The 20,023-nt window shown below is 61.6% G+C and carries 18 protein-coding genes; 11 read left to right on the top strand and 7 right to left on the bottom strand.

From position 1 onward, the window contains the following. The 3 genes from ACTRWB_RS18170 to ACTRWB_RS18160 all read right to left on the bottom strand — a co-directional run. The coding region (locus ACTRWB_RS18170; protein WP_446902753.1) for an AMP-binding protein at nucleotides 1-1,043 on the bottom strand (1,043 nt) is incomplete at its 3' end. A 186-nt stretch (nucleotides 1,044-1,229) separates the two neighbouring features. Next, a complete protein-coding gene (locus ACTRWB_RS18165; RefSeq protein ID WP_048249057.1) occupies nucleotides 1,230-2,720 on the bottom strand; it encodes an aldehyde dehydrogenase family protein in 1,491 nt (496 codons plus the stop codon). A 35-nt stretch (nucleotides 2,721-2,755) separates the two neighbouring features. Beyond that, entirely contained in the window at nucleotides 2,756-4,357 is a 1,602-nt protein-coding gene (locus ACTRWB_RS18160; protein ID WP_446902752.1) for a GMC family oxidoreductase, read from the bottom strand. Between the two features lie 678 nt (nucleotides 4,358-5,035). On the opposite strand from ACTRWB_RS18160, the gene ACTRWB_RS18155 reads away from it, so the two are divergent. From ACTRWB_RS18155 to ACTRWB_RS18135, 5 genes are all read left to right on the top strand, one after another. Next, nucleotides 5,036-5,995 carry a helix-turn-helix domain-containing protein gene (locus tag ACTRWB_RS18155; protein ID WP_446902751.1) on the top strand — a complete coding sequence of 320 codons (960 nt, stop codon included), beginning with the start codon at nucleotides 5,036-5,038 and terminating at the stop codon, nucleotides 5,993-5,995. Between the two features lie 162 nt (nucleotides 5,996-6,157). Then, complete coding sequence (locus ACTRWB_RS18150; RefSeq protein WP_446902750.1) at nucleotides 6,158-7,081, top strand: transporter; 924 nt, start codon at nucleotides 6,158-6,160, stop codon at nucleotides 7,079-7,081. Between the two features lie 51 nt (nucleotides 7,082-7,132). Then, entirely contained in the window at nucleotides 7,133-8,653 is a 1,521-nt protein-coding gene (locus ACTRWB_RS18145; RefSeq protein WP_446902749.1) for a GMC family oxidoreductase, read from the top strand. 1,189 nt (nucleotides 8,654-9,842) lie between these two features. After that, on the top strand, nucleotides 9,843-10,142 hold the full coding sequence (locus tag ACTRWB_RS18140) for an XRE family transcriptional regulator (RefSeq protein ID WP_446902748.1): 300 nt from the start codon (nucleotides 9,843-9,845) through the stop codon (nucleotides 10,140-10,142). A gap of 13 nt (nucleotides 10,143-10,155) precedes the next feature. Further along, nucleotides 10,156-10,455 (top strand): hypothetical protein, encoded by a 300-nt coding sequence (locus ACTRWB_RS18135; RefSeq protein ID WP_446902747.1) that lies wholly within the window; start codon nucleotides 10,156-10,158, stop codon nucleotides 10,453-10,455. An 8-nt stretch (nucleotides 10,456-10,463) separates the two neighbouring features. Here the strand turns inward: ACTRWB_RS18135 and ACTRWB_RS18130 are convergent, their stop codons facing one another. After that, nucleotides 10,464-11,444, bottom strand: a complete 981-nt coding sequence (locus ACTRWB_RS18130) for a helix-turn-helix transcriptional regulator (protein ID WP_446902746.1) — start codon at nucleotides 11,442-11,444, stop codon at nucleotides 10,464-10,466. A gap of 99 nt (nucleotides 11,445-11,543) precedes the next feature. On the opposite strand from ACTRWB_RS18130, the gene ACTRWB_RS18125 reads away from it, so the two are divergent. The 5 genes from ACTRWB_RS18125 (at nucleotide 11,544) to ACTRWB_RS18105 (ending at nucleotide 15,975) form a co-directional block, all read left to right on the top strand. Next, nucleotides 11,544-12,281: an NIPSNAP family protein gene (locus ACTRWB_RS18125; RefSeq protein WP_446902745.1), complete on the top strand. Its 738-nt coding sequence runs from the start codon at nucleotides 11,544-11,546 to the stop codon at nucleotides 12,279-12,281. A 44-nt stretch (nucleotides 12,282-12,325) separates the two neighbouring features. Further along, nucleotides 12,326-13,006, top strand: coding sequence for a glutathione S-transferase family protein (locus tag ACTRWB_RS18120; RefSeq protein ID WP_446902744.1), 681 nt, complete (start codon nucleotides 12,326-12,328; stop codon nucleotides 13,004-13,006). A gap of 155 nt (nucleotides 13,007-13,161) precedes the next feature. Next, nucleotides 13,162-14,079, top strand: coding sequence for an acetoacetate decarboxylase family protein (locus ACTRWB_RS18115; RefSeq protein ID WP_446902743.1), 918 nt, complete (start codon nucleotides 13,162-13,164; stop codon nucleotides 14,077-14,079). 43 nt (nucleotides 14,080-14,122) lie between these two features. Then, a complete protein-coding gene (locus ACTRWB_RS18110; protein ID WP_446902742.1) occupies nucleotides 14,123-15,367 on the top strand; it encodes a saccharopine dehydrogenase family protein in 1,245 nt (414 codons plus the stop codon). A gap of 128 nt (nucleotides 15,368-15,495) precedes the next feature. Continuing rightward, on the top strand, nucleotides 15,496-15,975 hold the full coding sequence (locus ACTRWB_RS18105) for a MerR family transcriptional regulator (protein WP_419690634.1): 480 nt from the start codon (nucleotides 15,496-15,498) through the stop codon (nucleotides 15,973-15,975). A 30-nt stretch (nucleotides 15,976-16,005) separates the two neighbouring features. On the opposite strand, the gene ACTRWB_RS18100 is transcribed toward ACTRWB_RS18105, so the two are convergent. Both ACTRWB_RS18100 and ACTRWB_RS18095 read right to left on the bottom strand, forming a co-directional pair. After that, nucleotides 16,006-16,689 carry a type 1 glutamine amidotransferase domain-containing protein gene (locus ACTRWB_RS18100; protein ID WP_446902741.1) on the bottom strand — a complete coding sequence of 228 codons (684 nt, stop codon included), beginning with the start codon at nucleotides 16,687-16,689 and terminating at the stop codon, nucleotides 16,006-16,008. Nucleotides 16,690-16,821: 132 nt separating this feature from the next. Next, complete coding sequence (locus tag ACTRWB_RS18095) at nucleotides 16,822-17,475, bottom strand: TetR/AcrR family transcriptional regulator (protein ID WP_446902740.1); 654 nt, start codon at nucleotides 17,473-17,475, stop codon at nucleotides 16,822-16,824. Nucleotides 17,476-17,574: 99 nt separating this feature from the next. Here ACTRWB_RS18095 and ACTRWB_RS18090 point away from each other — a divergent pair, with 99 nt between their 5' ends. Then, on the top strand, nucleotides 17,575-19,050 hold the full coding sequence (locus tag ACTRWB_RS18090; protein ID WP_446902739.1) for a coniferyl aldehyde dehydrogenase: 1,476 nt from the start codon (nucleotides 17,575-17,577) through the stop codon (nucleotides 19,048-19,050). Between the two features lie 75 nt (nucleotides 19,051-19,125). Here the strand turns inward: ACTRWB_RS18090 and ACTRWB_RS18085 are convergent, their stop codons facing one another. Continuing rightward, nucleotides 19,126-20,004 carry a LysR substrate-binding domain-containing protein gene (locus ACTRWB_RS18085; RefSeq protein ID WP_446902738.1) on the bottom strand — a complete coding sequence of 293 codons (879 nt, stop codon included), beginning with the start codon at nucleotides 20,002-20,004 and terminating at the stop codon, nucleotides 19,126-19,128. Nucleotides 20,005-20,023: the final 19 nt, after the last annotated feature.

The raw sequence follows: 20,023 nt of genomic DNA, 5'->3' as shown, positions 1-20,023 counted from the left end.
GTCGGCGGCAGCAGCGCGGTGAGGTCGCGCGTGCGGTAGCGGATCACCGGCATCGCTTCCTTCGTCAGCGACGTGAACACGAGCTCGCCCTGGCTGCCGTCCGGCAGCACTTCGCCCGTGACGGGATCGATGATCTCCGGATAGAAATGATCTTCCCAGATCACCGGGCCATCCTTCGTCTCGACGCATTCGCACGCGACGCCCGGACCCATCACCTCCGACAGCCCGTAGATGTCGAGCGCGTCGATGCCCACGCGCGTCTCCACTTCCTCGNTCTCGACGCATTCGCACGCGACGCCCGGACCCATCACCTCCGACAGCCCGTAGATGTCGAGCGCGTCGATGCCCACGCGCGTCTCCACTTCCTCGCGCAATGCCTGCGTCCACGGCTCGGCGCCGAAGATGCCGATCTTCAGCGACGACTCGGCCGGGTCCATCCCCTGCCGCACCATCTCGTCGATCAGGTTCAGCATGTACGACGGCGTGACGAGGATGATCTTCGGCTCGAAATCGCGGATCAGCTGCACCTGCTTCTCGGTCTGCCCGCCCGACATCGGCACGACCATGCAGCCGAGCCGTTCCGCGCCGTAGTGAATGCCGAGGCCACCCGTGAAGAGCCCGTAGCCGAACGCGTTGTGCAGCGTGTCGCCCGGGCGGCCGCCGGCCGCGCGGATCGAGCGCGCGGTCACGTTCGCCCACGTGTCGATGTCGCGCGCCGTGTAGCCGACCACGGTCGGCTTGCCCGTCGTGCCGCTCGACGCGTGCACGCGCACGACCTGCTCGCGCGGCACCGCGAAGAGCCCGAACGGATAGTTGTCACGCAGGTCGTTCTTCGTCGAGAACGGGAATTTCGCGAGATCGGCGAGCGTCTTCAGGTCGTCAGGATGCACGCCCGCCGCATCGAACGTGCGGCGATAGTGCGGGACGTTGTCGTACGCATGGCGCAGCGACCACTTCATGCGCTCGAGCTGCAGCGCCTGCAGTTCATCGCGGCTGGCGGTCTCGATCGACTCGAAACCGACGGGGCGATTGAGGAAATTCATCGAAAGTTTCTCTATTACGTATGGAATGTTTGTGGCAAAGCATGGCGTCGCTGCGAGGATGGGCACGTCTGCACACGCGTTGTCTGCATATACCAGGCATGCTTGTCACTCTTTGCCAGCGGATGAAAATTGGGCAACAGGACAGCGGGACGGAACCCCTTCGATTCGCCGGCTGTCGCTGCGCAATCAAAGTCGAATGGAAACAGACTTCAACTCGGTGTATGCGTCGATGAACGCTGACCCGTATTCGCGACCCACACCGGAACCCTTGGATCCGCCGAATGGCACCGCCGGATCGACTAGCGTGTGCATGTTGACCCAGACTGTTCCCGACTCGATGCGAGGAACGTACCGAAGGGCTTTTGCCAGGTCATTTGTCCAGATACTCGCGGTCAAGCCGAAAACCGTGTCGTTCATCATCGCGATCAGCTCTTCTTCGTCGTCAAACGGCACGAACGCGCCGACCGGGCCAAAGACCTCATGTCGGTACGAACTCGATTGCAGGGACTTCGGCAGGATGATTGTCGGCTTAATGTAGAGTCCGTCGTGCCGGTATGCGTCGCCTCCCGTGACGATTTCGTCGCCTTCAGCCTTTGCCGTCGCGAACGCGGCCAGGCATTTTTCGAATTGCGGCTCGTTGCACACCGGTCCGATCAATCCCGCATCATCCATCGGGTTGGATGGTCCAAGGCTCTCCATGCGCGCCCTGAGCTTCTCGATGACCTCGTCAAACTGCGAGCGGTGGATGAAGAAGCGCTCCGCAGACGCGCATACTTGCCCGCTGTGTAGAAATCCCGCCTCGAAAACCCCATCGAGAATCTTGTCGACCGGCGTATCCGGAAGGAACGCTGCGGCGTTCTTGCCGCCAAGCTCGAGCGTGAAGCGGGTGAAGTTGGCCTTGACTGCCTCCTCGCCGATGACACGTCCGGTCGGAACCGATCCCGTAAACGAGACCTTGGCGACGCGAGGATCCGAAATGACTTTCCCGCCAATCTTGCCCGTGCCATTGATGACGTTGAGAGCTCCGGGGGGCAGCCCCGCCTCGGTGCCGAGTTCAGCGATGCGCAGCATTGTGAGCGGCGAAAACTCTGAGGACTTGATGAGTACCGTGTTGCCGGTTGCGAGCGCCGCTCCGAATTTCCACACCGGAATCATGACCGGGAAGTTCCACGGAACGACGCCGAATACAACACCCAGCGGCTCCCGCAGCGTGAAAGACGTGTATCGCTCTCCGTGCATGCTCGGATACGACGGCGTAATCGTTTCGCCGACAATTTTCGTCGCCCAGCCCGCGTAGTACCGCAACCAGCGAGCCGACCAACCTACCTCGATTGCCCGGGACAGTCCGATGAGCTTTCCGGATTGCGCAGTTTCGATTTGCGCGATTTCCTCGCCATGCGTCTCGATCAGATCAGCAAATCGCAGCAGGATTCGTTCGCGTTCGGCAGGTGTGAGGCAGGCCCAGCCTTCCCTGAACGCGTGATGGGATGAAGCAATGGCGGTCTCGATATCCTCGTCCACCGCTTGGGCGACGGAGCCAACCACGGCAAGCGTGGACGGGCACCGAACGTTGATTCGCTCACTGCCGTGTCCGGCGACGGGCCGACCGCCGATGTAGTGTCCATGTTCGCGTGCGAGGAATCGTTTGACTTCGTCGAGAATTTGAACCAATGCCATCTATTCGCCTCCAGGAAGAATCCGATTTGCAAGCATTAACGCGACGCGCGGGTGATCAAGTCCGATGCCTTCTCCGCCAGTGCGATGGTCGGCGCGTTCGTATTGCCGCTCGGGATGCTGGGCATCGTAGAGCTATCGGCTACTCGAAGCCCCGCGATACCGTGTACGCGAAGTTGCGTATCAACTACGGACAACGCTGGTTCCACCCCCATCCTGCAAGTGCCGACAGGGTGATAGACCGTCTTGGCCGCACCACGCACCCAGTCTTCGATCGCAGCGTTGTCGTCGGGAATGCAGTTCGGCGAGAAGATCTCGTCGACATGGGCGGCGAGCGCGGGCTGCTGAAGCATCCTGAGTGCCAGTTTCGTGGCGCGAATCTGACCGTCGATGTCCCGACGATCGGACAGGTAACACCCGTCGATCCGTGGAAGATCGGCTGGGTTCGACGACCTGATCATCACGCGACCGCGCGAATGAGGTTGAAGGTGTCCCGTTTTGATGGTGATGCCGTGTGTCTTGCCGTTGGTCACGCCGAATGGATCGTCGAAAGCATCGATGACCGGGAGGAAGTGAAACTGGACGTCCGGCTGGCCCTGGTTGCACGTATCAACGAATGCAAATCCTTCTAGTACCGGAGAAGTGAGGATTCCAGATCGGAAAAGCATCCATTGGAGGCCATGCTTGAGTGCGCGTAGTCCTTGGTCCTCGCCATAGAGCGAGATTGGTGTCTTGATGGACGCATTGACCGACGTGTGCATGTGGTCGTGAAAATTTTCACCGACTGGCAGAACGTGCTTTATTTGAACCCCTGCGTTTTCGAGAACGTTACGCGGTCCGACGCCGGACAGTTGCAAGATTTTCGGCGAACCGATTGCACCCGCCGTTACGATCACCTCTGCGAGAGCACGCACGGTCACTTGCCGATTGCCTTGGCGGTAGGTCACGCCGGTCGCCCGGCCGCCTTCAATTTCGACACGCTCGACCAGCGCATCGACTTCGAGCTTGAAGTCGGGGCGGTTTCTGATTGATTTGAGATAGGTGGCTGCCGTGGACCCTCGCTCGCCGTTGAAGATGGTGGCCTGATAGAACCCGACACCTTCCTGTCTGTCGCCGTTGTAGTCGGTCAGGTATTCGAGTCCCATTTGTTGGCCGGCCCGCACGAATGCCTGCGAAAGCGGATGCCGATAGCGAATCTCGCTGACTTTCAAGTGTCCGTCGTTTCCGTGGTAAGGGGCGGTCAGCGATTCGTTGTTCTCTGCCTTGGCGAAGTAGTGCAGCATTTCATCTGCTCCCCAGCCTCTGCAACCGAATTCTGTCTCCCACCGATCGTAGTCGTTCCGGTGTCCGCGGACGTAGAGCATGCCGTTGACCGAGCTGGACCCGCCGAGCACGCGACCCTGCGGAACCGCGATGGATCTTCCCTTGACGTCTTGCGACGGTTCGGCGGCGTAGGGCCACGTGTAGCGGGGAATGGCCTTGCCGAGGCCGCCGGGCATTCGAATGAACAAGTCGGTGTCGTGGCCCCCTGCCTCTATCAGCAAAACGGTTCCCTTTCGGCGCTCGATGAGGTTGGTTGCAATTGTGCAGCCGGCCGAGCCGGCGCCAATGATGACGTAATCGAAAGTCTTATCGGACATCGTCTTTGCCCACAATCGTACTAGCGGCATTCGTCGGCTTCATCCCGCTTCGCACACGCTTGCTCGGTGGGCATCTCCTTGCAGATTCTGGATGGTTCTCGAAGGTTTGAGCCGGCGCTTGTGGTTCGATTGTTCGGCGACGCACTGACGGAGTAGCGTCTCGATACAACTCGAGCCATGGGTCGACTGCACTTCGATTCTAGGTTTGCGCGTCGAACCCCGATCGACGCTGCGTGCACACTTTTGGCTTCCGCGTGCACACAGTGCCGGCGTGTAACGGATGCTCTAGGACCCGTCGTCGATGCGAGGAGTGTCGCCGCCGTCTTCACTGGTACAAACCATCATTGACCGACCGGACGGTCGACAAAAAAATGTGCTGCGTTCGTTGAAGGTGGTGAAAGGGCGTTCGCGCAGCGCGACACAGCGCACACTGGAAGTTATTCCTGTTTTTGCCGTGAATTAAAAACGTATCGTTGATAATGTCGATAAGGAATGCATCTTGTTTCGTCGTGCACTGCAGAGACTGGTCATTCGCCACGCGTCCCTGCTCCCGGCGAGGTTGTTGTCGGGCTGTTTCGACGAACGGCAACACTCCCGATATGCAAGCGCCTTCCAGCGCAGCTTAACGACTTATGTACATAGTCGATTTTGTCAGGGTAATTCGTAGACCTTATTCACATGGCAATGGCACACGAAATCGTTGTTGGCGAGAGCAGTAGTGGCGACAATCTGCGAGACCTTGTCTCGGACAGTTTCCTGCCGCTGGCGCTTCGCGATACAGGCCCGCTTTTCCGGATGTCAGTGCGCATTGCCGTGGCGGGCGGAATCCGCGTGGCGGAAGTCGACACCTCTTCGATCAGGGTGGACCGTGACCGCGCGCTTGCAGAGCGGGCCGAAAGTGACTGTTACAAAATGCTGTTTCAGATCGCAGGGCAGAGTCGCGTGACGCAAAGAAACAAGACCTCGACTATCAATCCGGGGGAGTGGCTTGTCTACGATGCGACGCAGGCATATTCGATCGAGTGCTCGGATGCGTCGAGATTCGTTGCCGCGCTTACGCCGCCGAGGAGCAGCACGATGTGGCGGTGGTTCGTCGATCGTGCGGATACGCAGGTACGCCAAACCGTCGGCAATGCACACCTCGCGTTGCGGTCCATCCAGTATCTGATGGACGGGCAGGTGCCCGACGACCAGGAAAGCATGTTCGGTTTCGAACAGTCGACGTTGATGTTGCTCGATTCCGTTGTTCGTCGCGAGGCAGGCGACTCTCTCAACCGCGCTGGCGCGCGAAGTGCATCCCTGCGGATGAACGCCGAGATTTTTCTCGCGCAGCACTTTAGCGATCCTGATCTGACGCCGGACAGACTTGCCAGTGCGCTGAACGTATCGAGACGTACGCTCTATGGTGCGTTGGCCGCAACCAGCCAGACGCCCCAGGGGTTGATCCAGGAGTATCGGCTGCAAGCGAGCAGGCGAGCGCTCTCGGATCCATCAGACATAAACCGAAATCTGCTTGAACTGGCGGTAATGTGCGGCTTTTCGGATATGACTCATTTCGGCCGGTTGTTCAAGGCACGATTCGGATGCAGCCCGGGCGTCTATCGGATGACAGCTCGAAATGCATCGGAATCCAGGTAACGCGGCATCTCTGTGGCATGCAATCTGAAAGTACCTGCTGCGGGGGAAAATTTGCACGCGTTGATGCAACATCTGCACCAAACGACGAAAGACAATAATAAGGAATCCTAGACTTAATTGAACGACCAAATCATAGGGTCGACGGTTATCTAGGAGACAATCTTGAAGAAAAACCAAGCACGTATCCGGGCGCCTCGCCTTTTCCGCTGGTTCCGCGGTCCAGGCGCGCGGACGCTGGCCGCGCTCGCGATGGCGGCTACCTTCCCGACATTGGCCTCGGCGATCAGTATCGATGCAGGGGACTATACGCCGTTGCCCGCCGGCGCGAATCTCGGTGCGTTGTATCTTCAGCATGCGGAAGATACGCGGATCTATGCCAACGGTTCGCGAGTGGCCGGAGGGGACATCACCCAGGACATCGGCATCGCGCGTTTCATCCACTACACGTCGATCGGCGGATTCACAGTCGATCCTCAGGTGCTGATCCCGTTCGGCCACGTTGGCGGATCGAACCAGATGTCAGCGCTCGGGAACAATACCGGTCTCGCGGACGCGATTTTTGCCGCCACAGTCTGGGTCGTCAACCGTCCCGAGTCGAACACGTTTCTGGGCATCACGCCGTTTATCTATGCGCCGACTGGCAGCTACGACCACAATCGGGGAATCAATCTAGGCGAAAACAGATGGAAATTTGCGCTGCAGGCCGGTTTCATCACGCCCATCGCTCCCAAGGTGATCCTCGATCTCGCCGCAGACGCTACGGCCTTCACACCGAATCACAATTTCGGTGCGACGGGTGCGACGATGACGGAGTCGCCCCTGTTTCAGGCCCAGGGCTGGTTGCGGTACCAGCTCACGAATAGCATCGATCTGCGGGTGGGCGGGTCATATGTGTTTGGTGGCAATCAGACCGTTGCAGGCGTGTCCCAGGCCAACCGACAATCGACTCCCAGCTTTCTCTTGGGCGCGGCATGGTTTCCCACGAAGGCCTGGCAAATCATAGCGCTCTATGGCCGCCAAACCTCAACTGAGAATGGACCGCTCGAGACGCAACGCTTCAATGTCCGGGTTGCGCACTTTTTCTGATCGGGCGGTCGCGCGGCGATCGTCAGAACCTTCTGTCAAGGATATGAAACCATGGATGCATACGACTACATCGTTGTTGGTGCGGGTTCTTCTGGTTGTGTGATTGCAGCCCGATTGAGTGAGGATTCGCGAGTTCGCGTGCTGCTCTTGGAGGCGGGGCCGCGGGATGACGATCCCAATATTGCAGCACCGAGCGGTTGGCCGTCGTTGTGGAATACGCCGGTGGACTACGGGTACAGCACAGTCCCGCAAGCGCATACTGCAGGACGATCGCATTATTGGCCACGTGGCCGTACGCTTGGGGGGTCCAGCGCCATCAACGGCATGATCTATGTGCGTGGACACCGGAGCGACTACGACGCCTGGGCGTATCAAGGCTGCCTCGGTTGGGACTATGAATCCGTGTTGCCGTATTTCCGCAAGTCGGAAGATCATGAGGGCGGCGAAGACCGGTATCACGGTGTAGGCGGTCCATTACACGTGTCGCGGAATCGCGATCCCAATCCGATTTGCGAAGCGGCGATCGAAGCTGCGGTACAGGCGGGATTCGCACGCAATGAGGATTGCAACGGGGAGGTAATCGATGGTGCCGGCTATTGCCATCTCACGATCAAGGATGGCGTACGCCAATCGACTGCGCAGGCGTTTCTGTCGCCCGTTCGCGATCGCGCAAACCTGACGGTCAAAACCGGATCGTGCGTCGAAAAGCTGATTCTTCTGGGCGACCGGTGCGTCGGCGTTCGCTATCGCGAAGGGACGTCGGTTATCGACGCGATGGCCGAGAGCGAAGTGATCGTCAGCGGCGGCGCAATCGCCAGCCCGCAACTTCTGCTGTTGTCGGGTATCGGTCCGGCAGACGAATTGGCGCGCGTCGGAATCCGCGCAACGCATCATCTGCCCGGCGTCGGAAAAAACCTTCAGGATCATCTTCTTTGCAGCGTGATCTTTGAGGCGTCCAGGCCGATCCCGGCACCGCGGAACAATCTCCTCGAATCGCAGCTGTTTTGTCGCAGCGACAAGCGTCGCATCGGACCAGACTTGCAGCCGCTGTTCATGCACATTCCGTACTATGCGCCGGGTTTCGAAGGCCCGGCAAATGCGTGGACGCTGTGTGCGGGTCTGGTTCGTCCGGCGAGTCGTGGAGAAATTCGCCTTGCATCGAACGATCCTGGCGCGCCGCCCGTTCTTGATCCCCGTTATCTTTCGGAGCAGTCGGATCTCGAGCGTCTCGCGAAAGCCGTCCAGATTTGCCGTGACATCGGCAACCGGCCCGCTTTTGACGAATGGCGTGCACGCGAGGTGTTGCCGGGCCCGGACGGCGACGATGACGCGACGCTGCGCGAATACGTACGTCGGGCATGTATGACTTACCACCATATGGCGGGCACATGCAAGATGGGTATCGGCGCCGATGCGGTTGTCGATCCGGAGTTGCGCGTCCGAGGCCTGACGGGTCTTCGTGTTGCCGACGCATCCATCATGCCGGATGTCGTCTCGGGGAATACAAATGCCCCGACCATCATGATCGGTGAAAAAGCGGCCGATCTGATCAAGAAATCGCAAGGAAAATGAGTTCATTCTGCCCGCACCTGGACGGTGCGGGCATAGTGCATTCGGATAGAGGCGGCTTCGATGGTCGAGACTAAGCGACAGCGCGACCATGGCCCGGGTGAGGGCCCGGTCCAATCGTCGAGGAGTCGACACTGAACTGGCCTGTTGCCGGTTTGGCGAGTGCTTCAGTAGGTGCGACAACACGCGGTTCGTCTGCCTCGTCTGCAAGAACTACAAACTCCATACAACCTATCGAAGCTTGACACGTCACTCTCACCGGAGGGGCTTGCGCAGACTGATCCATCCTGGCCCACTAAATTGAGAGTGATGTGCTCGACGAATAAGATCAAATGTGGACGAACTCGGTGCGATGTTCGCATTTAATTCACGAAAATACATGGGAATAGACAAAAAGTGGACGAAGACTGGAGGGTATCGTTTGCCCACTAGGCAACGAAATTGGTCCGACAGTTTGAAATCTATGCTCATATGATTCTTCTGACTCAGAAATGTGTTTCATACTTTCGTGACGTCTCATGTGTACTGAGATGACGACATCCGGTACTTACTGAGTTTGTCAATTCGCACGCTTGGCGGCCTTCGATAATTATTTCCACTAATTTTTGGGGGCGTCGTGCTGCTTTGTCGATCCGCTGCAGACGGTTGTGTAAGTCGAATCTCAGTAATTATTTACATATGCATGTTGCTTGACTCGATAAATTGAGGCAGGTCCCAACTCGGGTCACTACACATCGCGGCTCGTCATGAAACCAACCTAACTTGCTTTCGTAAGGGGGTTGGGTTTGCGCTGGCTGGTAATGAATCGGGTTTGGTAAAACACCATGGCATATTTTCGAGTTAATTTCACAACTCAGCGTATTCGAACGATATAGCGACGAATGCGTATCACGTTCCGCAGCCGACGCGTTTCTACATCGTCACCTCGGTGATACCGCAAATCGGGCGGCGGAAATGCTGGAGTCTGCGCTGGCCGAGATCCTCAGAGCAGAAGGAGTGGATGACGATGTACTGCCGCAGAGCGGGGAGTTGCCCGGAAAGCAGCTGCATTCTCGAAAAACGTGACTGGTTTTCAAGAAGGGAGTCGAGATGGGCAGTGTTATCGATACTCTGACGCTTACCTGCGCCGTCGTGAATGAAGATACATCGCTGGCACGGCATATGCGTACCCAATTTTTATGAGAGTCAAGAAATGAGTGAAGATCTATCGCCGCCTCCAGCGGATTTCGAAATTATTAAAAAACAGCTCGGTATAAAGAGCGAGAAGATGACTGAACTATTCAATCTCGATCATGGTCGCCAATGGCGACGATACATTTCAAACGACACAAACGTTCGAGGCGAGATCGGAATGCACATGTTGTTATTCGCGATAGCGCGATTGGAATTGGACGCGCGAACTCTGAAGCAAGCGTTGAACAGCGTGCGTGCTGCCGACGCCGAGATCGACTTCGAAGTGACGACACCACGCGACCGAAAAAAAGTTCGGTAGCTGTGAAGCGCAAATGACCCTAGCCCACAAAACTGTCCCAGTTGAAAGTGGAAAATCCGCCGTGATCGCTTGCGCCGCTTTCTCGACGAGTTTGCCGACGAAATCTGATTCGATGGGTGTTTTATGGCAATGCGTTGAACCCGCGAGCACGATTGCCCGAAAGGCCGCATTACATGCGGCAGGTGCGCGCAACGATGCGCGACGGATCGATGCCGCGCTTTCAAAAGCGGGCAGCGGCACCGTTGGCGCGCAGGCGCAAACGCCGGCAGCCGTCGGCACCGTGCATCGAGCGGCGACCGCGTCGACGCAATAGGCGCCGCTTCAATCGTCGCCGGATCGATAAAGCGCCTTCAACTGCGACAACTCTTCGATGAATTGCTCCTTGAGCGTCTGCGGCCCGAGGATTTTCACGTGTGCGCCGTACCCCAGCAGCTTCCGCGCGCCGTGCTCGATCGATTCGATCGGCATCAGGCATTCCCTCCATCCCGGCGGCACCTCCGCGCTGCGCGCATCATGCGAGACCGGCGCGATCTTGATCCGCGCGTTGGCCAACCAGGTTTCGCCGCGCGGCGACACCGCGATATGGGCGGTCAGCCGATTGAGATCGGTCTCGTACCGGCTCATCGCGTCGCGCCAGTGCGTCGCCAGATCGAATCGCGCAGGGCGCTTGAAACGGCGGCGCGATGCGGTGAGTTCGTGGATATTCGCCAGCCGGAACGTCAGTGCGCCGGGCTTGCCCGCCACCCGGGCAATCAGGTACCAGGCGCCGCCCTTGAGCACCAGGCCGAGCGGCTCGAGTTCGCGGCGGGACACGCCCCGCCAGCTCTGATACTTCACGTCGATACGGTACGAACCCCATACCGCATCGGCAACTTCACGCAGAAACGCCGGGGTTTCCTGCGCCCGGTACCAATCCACGGTATCGATGTGCAACCGGCTGGCGACGCGGTCGGCCCGCTCACGCGAGCCCGGCGGCAGGCTCGCCATCATCTTCAGCCGCGCGGAGGCGGCCATGCCGTCGAGGCCCAGTTCGCTCGCCGGCCCGGGCAGGCCCGCCAGGATCAGCGCGTGCGCTTCGTGCTCGGTGAGCCCGGTGAGATCGGTACTCCAGCCGTCGCGCAGCTGGAATCCGCCGTTGCGGCCGCGATCGCCCCAGATGGGCACGCCGGCCGTGGAGAGCTGGTCGATATCGCGCAGGATCGTGCGCTCGGACACTTCCAGTGCTTCGGCCAGCGCCGGCGCGGTCATCCGGCCGCGCGCCTGCAGCATCATCATGATCGACAACAGGCGGCTGGCTTTCATACGCGACACATTACCTCAAATACCTGACATAAGGTGTCATGTTATCGGACTTATGCTTTGCCGCATGCCCGATCCGCTTCATCGACGCGAAGGTCAAACGTGAACGAGAACATCCGAAAACAGCTGCTCGACGTCGTCGAGCTGCGCCAGTACACCCTTCATCCGCACCAGCGCGACGTGCTGATCGATCTCTTCGATCGCGAGCTGGTCGAGACACAGGAAGCGGTCGGCATGACGGTCATGGGGCAGTTTCGCGATCTCGATCGTCCGGATTTGTTCGTCTGGCTGCGCGGCTTTGAAAGCATGGCGACCCGGGTGAGAGGGCTGACGGATTTCTACGGCGGACCGAGCTGGAAAGCGCATGCCGACGCGGCCAATGAGACGATGATCGATTCGGATAACGTATTGTTGTTGAAGCCGGCATGGGAAGGATCGAACCTGCCCGTCGACGTGGCTCGCAGAGCGGGACGCGGCGCTATAGAAATCCCGCCGGGATTCGTCGACATCACGATCTTCTATCTGAACGAGCCGGCATCGGCGTCGCTTCTGGCGTTTTGCCGCGAACGCATGTCGAGCGTTCTTGCCGCTGGCGGTGCGATGGCTCAGGGGTGGTACATCACGGAGCCGCGCGAGAACGATTTCCGCCGATTGCCGGTGCGGACGAATGAACAGGTGTTGGTGGGCGTCGCGGTGTTTCCCGACATCGCGCGCTTCGACGAATTCGGCCGTTCGAATCGATGGGCGAACGAGATCGCCCCGCAACTGGCACGCTGGTCGATCCGTGCGACCGAGACGCATCGGCTGGTGCCCACCGCACGCTCGGCTGTTCGCGCGTAAGCGTGTTCAAGTCGGGCCGCATTTCATCAACGGGAGAGCGAACCATGAAGATCATTTCCGGGCCGCTGAGCATGTTCGGCGCCAAGGTCGAGATTGCGGCGCACGAGAAGGGTATCGATTTCGAGCTGGTGATGACGCCGTTCAGCCAGCTTCGCGGCTACGACCCCAAGCATCCGGATGTGCTGCGCATCAACCCGAAGCGCCAGGTGCCGGTGCTGATGGACGGCACGCTGGAGATCTTCGATTCCACGCAGATCTTCGAGTATCTCGAGGATCTGAAGCCCGATCCCGCGTTATGGCCGGCGCATCCGGCGGCGCGCGCGATCGCGCGTCAGCTCGAACATTGCAGCGACGAAATCTATTTTCCGCACGTCGTCCGGCTGATGGGGCTTGAAGATACGCCGGACGATCCGGCCGCACAGGCGGCGCGCGCCGAAGCGTCGCAATACTATCGGCGCATGGAACGCGTGCTGGCAGATCGGGAATTTCTGGCCGGGACCTATTCCTATGCCGACATTGCGTTCTACATGGCGCAGTTGTTCGGCGCGCGTAAGGGCGCGCCGATGACGGCGGAGACCCCCAACCTGCTCGCGTGGCGTGCGCGGATGACTGCACGTCCGGCCATCCGGAAGGTCGCCGGAGCGATGGCCGGCTATCTGGAATCGATCGAAAACGCGGTGCCCGATTTTCTTCGCGGCCTGAACTCGTCGTCCGGGGAAAAATGACTGCACCCGTCGCGCCAACGAAGTCCGACTTGCCCCTCTATTCGAGGCCTTGACCTTAAAGTTGAGTTTAATCTTAGAGTGCTTGCTGACAGCAGTGAATCAGCAGGCTTCGGGTGTTGCCTGCCACGGTCAATCATCGACGAGAGGCAACGGACATGGACAGGCGTTTTACACAGGTCGAATTCGGGCCGCACACGGTCGACGTGCCCGAAGGCGGGTACTACGACCGGTTCAGGATGAATCCGGACCTGGACGAGGTGGCGCGCGATCCCGCCGCGGGGAATATCGATTTTTTCCGCCGGATTCCGAAGCGTCAGGTGGCGTCGCGGGTCGGGCCGACCTGGGCGCCGAACTTCTACTACCGTTCCAGCAGCATTCAGCTGTTGTTCCTTGCGCCGCTCGACCGCCTGCGGACCCTGTTGCCGGTGCCGCTCGAACCGTTGCGTGCGCTCCCCGGGCGCGGGCTGGTCGCGCTGACCTTCTTCTCCTATTCGGTCTGCGATAACGATCCGTATGACGAAGTATCCGTCGCGGTGGTGATCCGTCGGCCCGGCGCGAAAGGGTCGCACGCGCTGGAACTGATCGACTCGATGCGGCGCCGGAGCTTCTTCGCGCATGTGCTGGCGCTGCCGGTCACCACGGAAATCGCGCGGGTTCGCGGCGTACACGGCTATCAGTTGCCCAAGTGGCTCGCCGATATCGACGTGAACATCGGCGCTACCGCAAGCGCCCGCATTGCCGGCCCGGGCGGGCGGCCGGACCTGAGCCTGAGCGTGCCGCTGCCCGCGCTGACCCACGTCGCGTCCCAATCGCAGATGGGCACGACGACGATGATCAATCGCATCGACGGCGAATGGCACCAGACCTCGGTGCAGACCAATACGCTATCGTTCGCGCAGCGCCTGCTGCCGCGCAACGTCGAGCTGGTGCGACACGGCGGGCCGCTGAGCCAGTTGCTCGACGGGCTCGGCGCATCCACCATCATGCGTCTCGACGTGGTAAAAGACGCGCAGCTGGTCCTGAACCTGCCGACGCCCTTAAAGACATTCGATGAACCCGGAACACAACACTAACGGCACGGAAGCCCGCGACACGCCCGCGCCGAAGGAACCGTCCATGACCGAGCCGACCCATGATCTCGTCGTATTTGGCGCCACCAGTTTTGTCGGGCAGATCCTGACCCGCTACCTGTCCGACTATCTGTCGGGCTCGGGCGAGACGCTGCGCTGGGCCATCGCCGGCCGCTCCGACGCGAAGCTCAGGCAGGTCAGGGATGCGCTGGGCGCGGCGGGGCAGTCGTTGCCGATCATCGTCGCCGACGCGGCCGACGAAGCGCAATTGCGGGCGCTCTGTGCGCAAACACGGGTGGTCGTGTCCACCGTCGGACCCTATGCGCTGTACGGTGAGCCGCTGGTCAAGGTCTGCGCGGAAACCGGCACCGACTACTGCGACCTCACCGGCGAGACGCAGTGGATCAAGCGAATGATCGAACAATACGAGCCGGCGGCCCGGCAATCGGGCGCGCGCATCGTTCATTGCTGCGGCTTCGATTCGGTGCCGTCGGACATGGGCGTGTTCTTCCTGCAGCAACAGGCGCGGCGGCAGTGGGGCGCGCCGGCCGGGCAGGTGAAGATGCGCGTCCGAACGCTGAAGGGCGGCGCGTCGGGCGGTACCGTGGCGAGCGTGATCAACGTCGTTCGGGAAGCTGCGGCCGATCCCGCGTTGCGCAGGGAACTGCTCGATCCTTATTCGCTGTGCCCACAAGGTCATGGCTTCACGGCGCGGCAGCACGCGGTTCGATCGGCCGAATTCGATCGCGACTGCGACGCGTGGATCGCGCCGTTCGTGATGGCGGCCGTCAACGAGCGCGTCGTGCACCGCTCCAATGCGCTGGCCGGCAATGCGTACGGCAGCCGGTTCACCTACGACGAAGCCGTCATGACGGGCACGGGCCTCAAAGGCCGCGTGACCGCGCTGGCGATGGTGGCGGGCCTCGGCGCGTTCATGGTGGGCGTGATCATCAAGCCGGTGCGCATGCTGATGGAGCGCTTCCTGCTGCCGAAGCCCGGCGAGGGGCCGAGCGCCGAGGCCCAACTGGCCGGCCGCTACGATCTGCGTTTCTTCGGCCGTGCCGACGACGGGCGGACCCTGCGAGTGAAAGTCACCGGCGATCGCGATCCGGGTTACGGCTCGACCGGCAAGATGCTGGGCCAGGCCGCGATCAGTCTCGCGCTGGATTGCGGACGCGACGGCGACAAGACCGGGCGCGGCGGCGGCTTCTGGACGCCCGCGACGATGTTCGACGAGCGCTTTGTCGAGCGTCTGGTGCGCCACGCGGGATTGCGTTTCGACGTGATTTGAACGCGCAGTCCGTCCGCTATTCGAAAGGAAGCCGATAAAGATCGGATTGCGAATCAATGTTGGGAGACCACTGACTGTCACGGTGGGTCGAATGGCCGGACCTGGTCCGGCCGGAGAGTCGCGGCAACATGAAGATCGGGGAACTGGCGGAACGCACCGGCCTTACCCCTTCGCGCATCCGCTTTTACGAACGCATCGGTCTCTTGACGTTCGTCGAACGCGAAGCGAACGGTTATCGCAGTTATCCGCAGGAAGCGGTGACGGTGCTCGATCTGATCACCGCCGCGCAGAAGGCGGATTTCAGTCTTGACGAGATTCGCACGCTGATTCCGTCGGATCTCACGCAATGGCAATGCGGTTCGTTGCTGGAAGCGCTGTGCCGCAAGGTGGAAGACATCGAGGCGCTGGAGGCGCGGCTGGCGCGAAGCAAGGCGCACGTCGTGTCGCTGATCGCCGAAATCCGGGCGAAGCCGGAGTCGGTTGATTGTGCAACCAATGCGAAAAGGCTGTTGTCGAGGATCCCATCCGGGAATGCCGTGAACGCCGGCGATGCGGGCACCGCCGACGCTCATCACGAGCCGGTGCCGCGCCGGACGATCCGCCCTTAGGTCCGCGCCGGCGCAAGCCCGTCCGCCGCGTCACAGGAGCGCGACGACCTGCTCGGCCGTCGCCTTCGCCGATTGCGGATTCTGGCCGGTCACCAGGCGGCCGTCGACGACGACGTTCGACGTGAACGGCAGCAGCGCCTTTTCGTAGCGCGCACCACGCTGTTGCATCTGCTGCTCGACGTTGTAGGGCACTTTCTTCGCGACACCGGCCAGGATTTCCTCCATCCACGAGTAGCCGGTGATCCGGCGCCCGGCAACCAGCAGCGAGCCGTCCGACAGCGTCGTGTTCAGCAGGCCGCAGTAGCCGTGGCAGACCGACGACACGACGCCGCCGCGCTCGTAGATCTCGCGCGTGAGGCGCTGCAGCCCTGCATCGTCCGGGTAGTCCCACATGACCGCATGGCCGCCGGTGAAGTAGATCGCATCGAAATCGGCCGAATCGATCTCGTCGGGGCGCGCCGTGGTCGCGAGCAGCGCCTCGTTGGCCGGGTCGGCGCGCCACGCTTTCGCGGCGGCGTCGGCGTGCGGCCATTTCAGCGAGCGCGGTTCCAGCGGCGACACGCCGCCCTTGGGGCTCACGAGCCGCTGCTCATAGCCTTGCGCCGCGAAGATGTGGTGGGCATGCGTCAGCTCGGACAGCCACAGGCCGGTCGGTTGCGACGGATCGGCGTAGTGCGCGACGTTGCTGACGACGTGAAGGATGCGCGTGGTCATGATGCGATTTCCTCTTGAGCGGCCACGGGCGGACGTCGTCGACGCACCGCCGGATGGTCGGATGGCAGAACCCAACCCGATGGCCTCGATACGCTGCCGAGGCAAACCTTAACCTTCAAGCGAAGTTCAAGGTCAAGACCTTTTCGCGTTGACCGTCCGCGCGCGTTTCTCGGGCAGCACGAGTCCGTCCAGCAAGGTCGTCAGCGCATCCTCGATCGCATGATCGCCGACCTTCTCGCGCACCAGCCGTCCGTCGATCGCGAGCATCGTCAGGCCGTGGAGGTGCGCCCAGCAGGCGGTCGCCTGGCCAAGCGCGGAGCGCGGGCGGATCGTGCCGGCGCGCTGGCCGTGCTCCAGGATGTCGACGACCAGCAGGAAGGGCGCCTGCACGCGCGGATCGAGATGGATATCCGAAGGCTCGCCGGCATCCGCGGCAAACATCAGTCGATAAAGATCCGGATGGCGCTGCCCGAACGCGAGATGGGCATAAGCGAGCGCAAGCAGCACGTCCGGTGCGCCCGCGGCGGGATCGACGGACGCGGCGAGATCGTCGCGCAAGCGATCGAAGCCGATCAGCGCCAGCTCGTGAAGCAACGCGGCCTTGTCCGGGAAATGCCGGTACGGCGCGGAGTGGCTGACGTTCGCGCGCCGCGCGATTTCACGCAGCGTGAACTGCCAGCCTTGTTGCTCCTGCAACGTGTCGAGTGCCGTGTCGATGATCGCGCGGCGCAGATCCCCGTGGTGATAAGCCTTTTGCCCGGCGTCCGCATCCGCGTCTGACGGCATCGTGTTGCTCCTATGTTGACATGGAACACATTGTGGTCCTATGATCCGTGACACGCAAGTTGACAGTGTCTACATCGACGCAACCTCGTGAGGTGCACCATGGCCGTTTCCGCAGAATCCAGCTCGAGCATCGACCCGGCGGCGTTGCTGGCCCGCCAGCGCAGTGCATTCGTGACCGAGGGGCCGCCGAGCGTGGAGCAGCGCAAGGCGCGGCTTGCCCGGCTGCGCGCCGTGGTGCTGGCCCATCGCCGCGACGTGGAGGAGGCGGTCAGCGCCGATTTCGGGCATCGCTCGCGCCACGAGACCGCGATCATGGAACTCGTGGGCGTGATCCAGGCGATCGATTACCTGACCCGCAACCTGCGTCGCTTCATGAAGCCGCAGCGCCGGCACGTCGGCATCTTCTATCGTGCCGGGCAGGCGCACGTCGAATATCAGCCGGTGGGTGTCGTGGGCGTGATGGCGCCGTGGAATTACCCGTTCGCGCTGACGTTCATTCCGCTGGCGACGGCGCTGGCCGCCGGCAACCGCGCGATGCTCAAGCCGTCGGAGCTGACGCCGCGCACCAGCGAGGTGATGCGTCGCATGCTCGCGGACACCTTCCCGAGCGAGGAGGTCGCGGTCGTGCTCGGCGGCCCGGAAGTCGGCGCCGCCTTCAGCGGCCTGCCGTTCGATCATCTGCTGTTTACCGGCAGCACCCAGGTGGGCCGCAAGGTCATGAAGGCGGCAAGCGAGAACCTCGTGCCGGTGACGCTCGAACTGGGCGGCAAGAGCCCCGCGATCGTCGCGAGGGGGCATGTCGATGGCCGGACGATGTCCAGCATCGTGTTCGGCAAGCTGTCGAACGGCGGACAGACCTGCGTGGCGCCCGACTATGCGCTCGTGCATGAAGACGATCTGGATGCGTTCGTCACGCAATACGATGCGGCGGTCGCGCGCTTCTATCCGGACGGGCCGACCAGCCCGGACTACACGTCGATCGTCAGCGACCGACATTACGATCGTCTGAAGGGGCTCGTCGACGAAGCGCGCAACCAGGGCGCGCGCGTGATCGAGGCGGGCGTGAATCCGCAACATGCGGCCACCCGAAAGCGGACGCTTGCGCCCACGTTGATCGTCGGGGCGGGTGACGACACGGCCGTCATGCAGGAAGAGATTTTCGGGCCGATCCTGCCGGTGCGCACGTATCGCACGATCGACGAGGTCGTCGACTACGTGAATGCGCGTCCGCGGCCACTTGCGCTTTATTACTTCGGTGCACGGGATGGCGATTGCGACACGTTGCTGAAGCGAACCACGTCGGGCAATGTCGGCATCAACAACACGATCCTGCATGTCGCGCAGGAAGATTTGCCGTTCGGCGGTGTGGGTCCGAGCGGGATGGGCGCGTATCACGGCATCGAGGGATTCCGCGCGATGAGCCATGCCAAGGGCGTGTTCGTGCAGGGGCGCTGGAGCCTGCCGAGCCTGCTGCGTGCGCCGTTCGGCAAGCTCGCGGATTTCGCGCTGGCGGCGCTGCTTGGGCGGAATCGAGATCCGGCTGAAGGGCGCGTTGGATTGAGTGCAAAGCGCTGAGTTGGGCGGGGCGCCGCGCCGGGGCATCGCGGCAAAAGGCGAATGCCCCGTTTGAATTTCCGTGCGGGCCGCTCGTTACGGCCTGCTGCGTTTGCCGGCGCCCGTGCGAACGGCGGTTTCGTCGAAGATCGTCGCGGCGAATTCGGCGGCTGCCGGCATCCGGGCGTCATGCATCAGCACGAATTCCGTTTCCGGCAGGTCCGGCAACCCTTCGGATCTGCCCAATTCACGGAGCGTGTCGTCGATCGCGCTGCGCGGTACCGGGGCGAGCGCGATGCCGGCTCGCGCGAACGTGAGGATGCCGGTGACGCTCGGGCTTTCGCAGGCGATCCGATAGTGCATGCCGGCCAGCGCGAGCGCCTTGATGGCGGCCGCCCGGTACGGACACGGATCGGGAAAGCACGCGAGCGGGACATCGCCTTCGGGAAGCGGCTCGTGGCGCGCAAAGGCCCAGACGAGCGGTTCTCGCCACAACGTCGCGCCCTGGCCCGAGTGCGAGCAGCGGCTGCCGATCACGAGATCGAATTCGCCGTTTGCGTGCCGCCGAAACAGGCTGTCGCCGATGTCGACCGTCAGATCCAGCCGCAAGCCGCGCCGCGCGGCGCCATAGCGTCGCATCACGTCGGGAAGCCAGCCTCCCGCGAAGTCTTCCGATGCGCCGATACGCAGCTTGATCTCGACTGCGTCGCCGGTTCCCAGCTTCGCCTTCGCTTCCTCGCTCAGATTGAGCATCGCGCGCGCGTAGCCGAGCAGCGTGTGGCCGTGCTCGGTGAGCGTGACGCTGCGCGTATTGCGCACGAGCAGCGCCCGACCGAGCTGTTCCTCGAGACGAACGATCTGGGCGCTGACCGCGGATTGGCTGAGATGCAGCCGGTGACCGGCGCCGGTAAAGCTGCGCACGTCGGCAACCGCAACGAACGTATGAAGCAGCGCCGTGTCGAGGGGAGGATTCATTGATCACCAATCCGGGTTA

It is taken from the genome of Burkholderia sp. YIM B11467 (genome assembly GCF_052952715.1).
The sequence above is the reverse complement of the archived record's forward strand: the minus strand, read 5'-3'. Positions and strand labels throughout refer to the sequence as shown.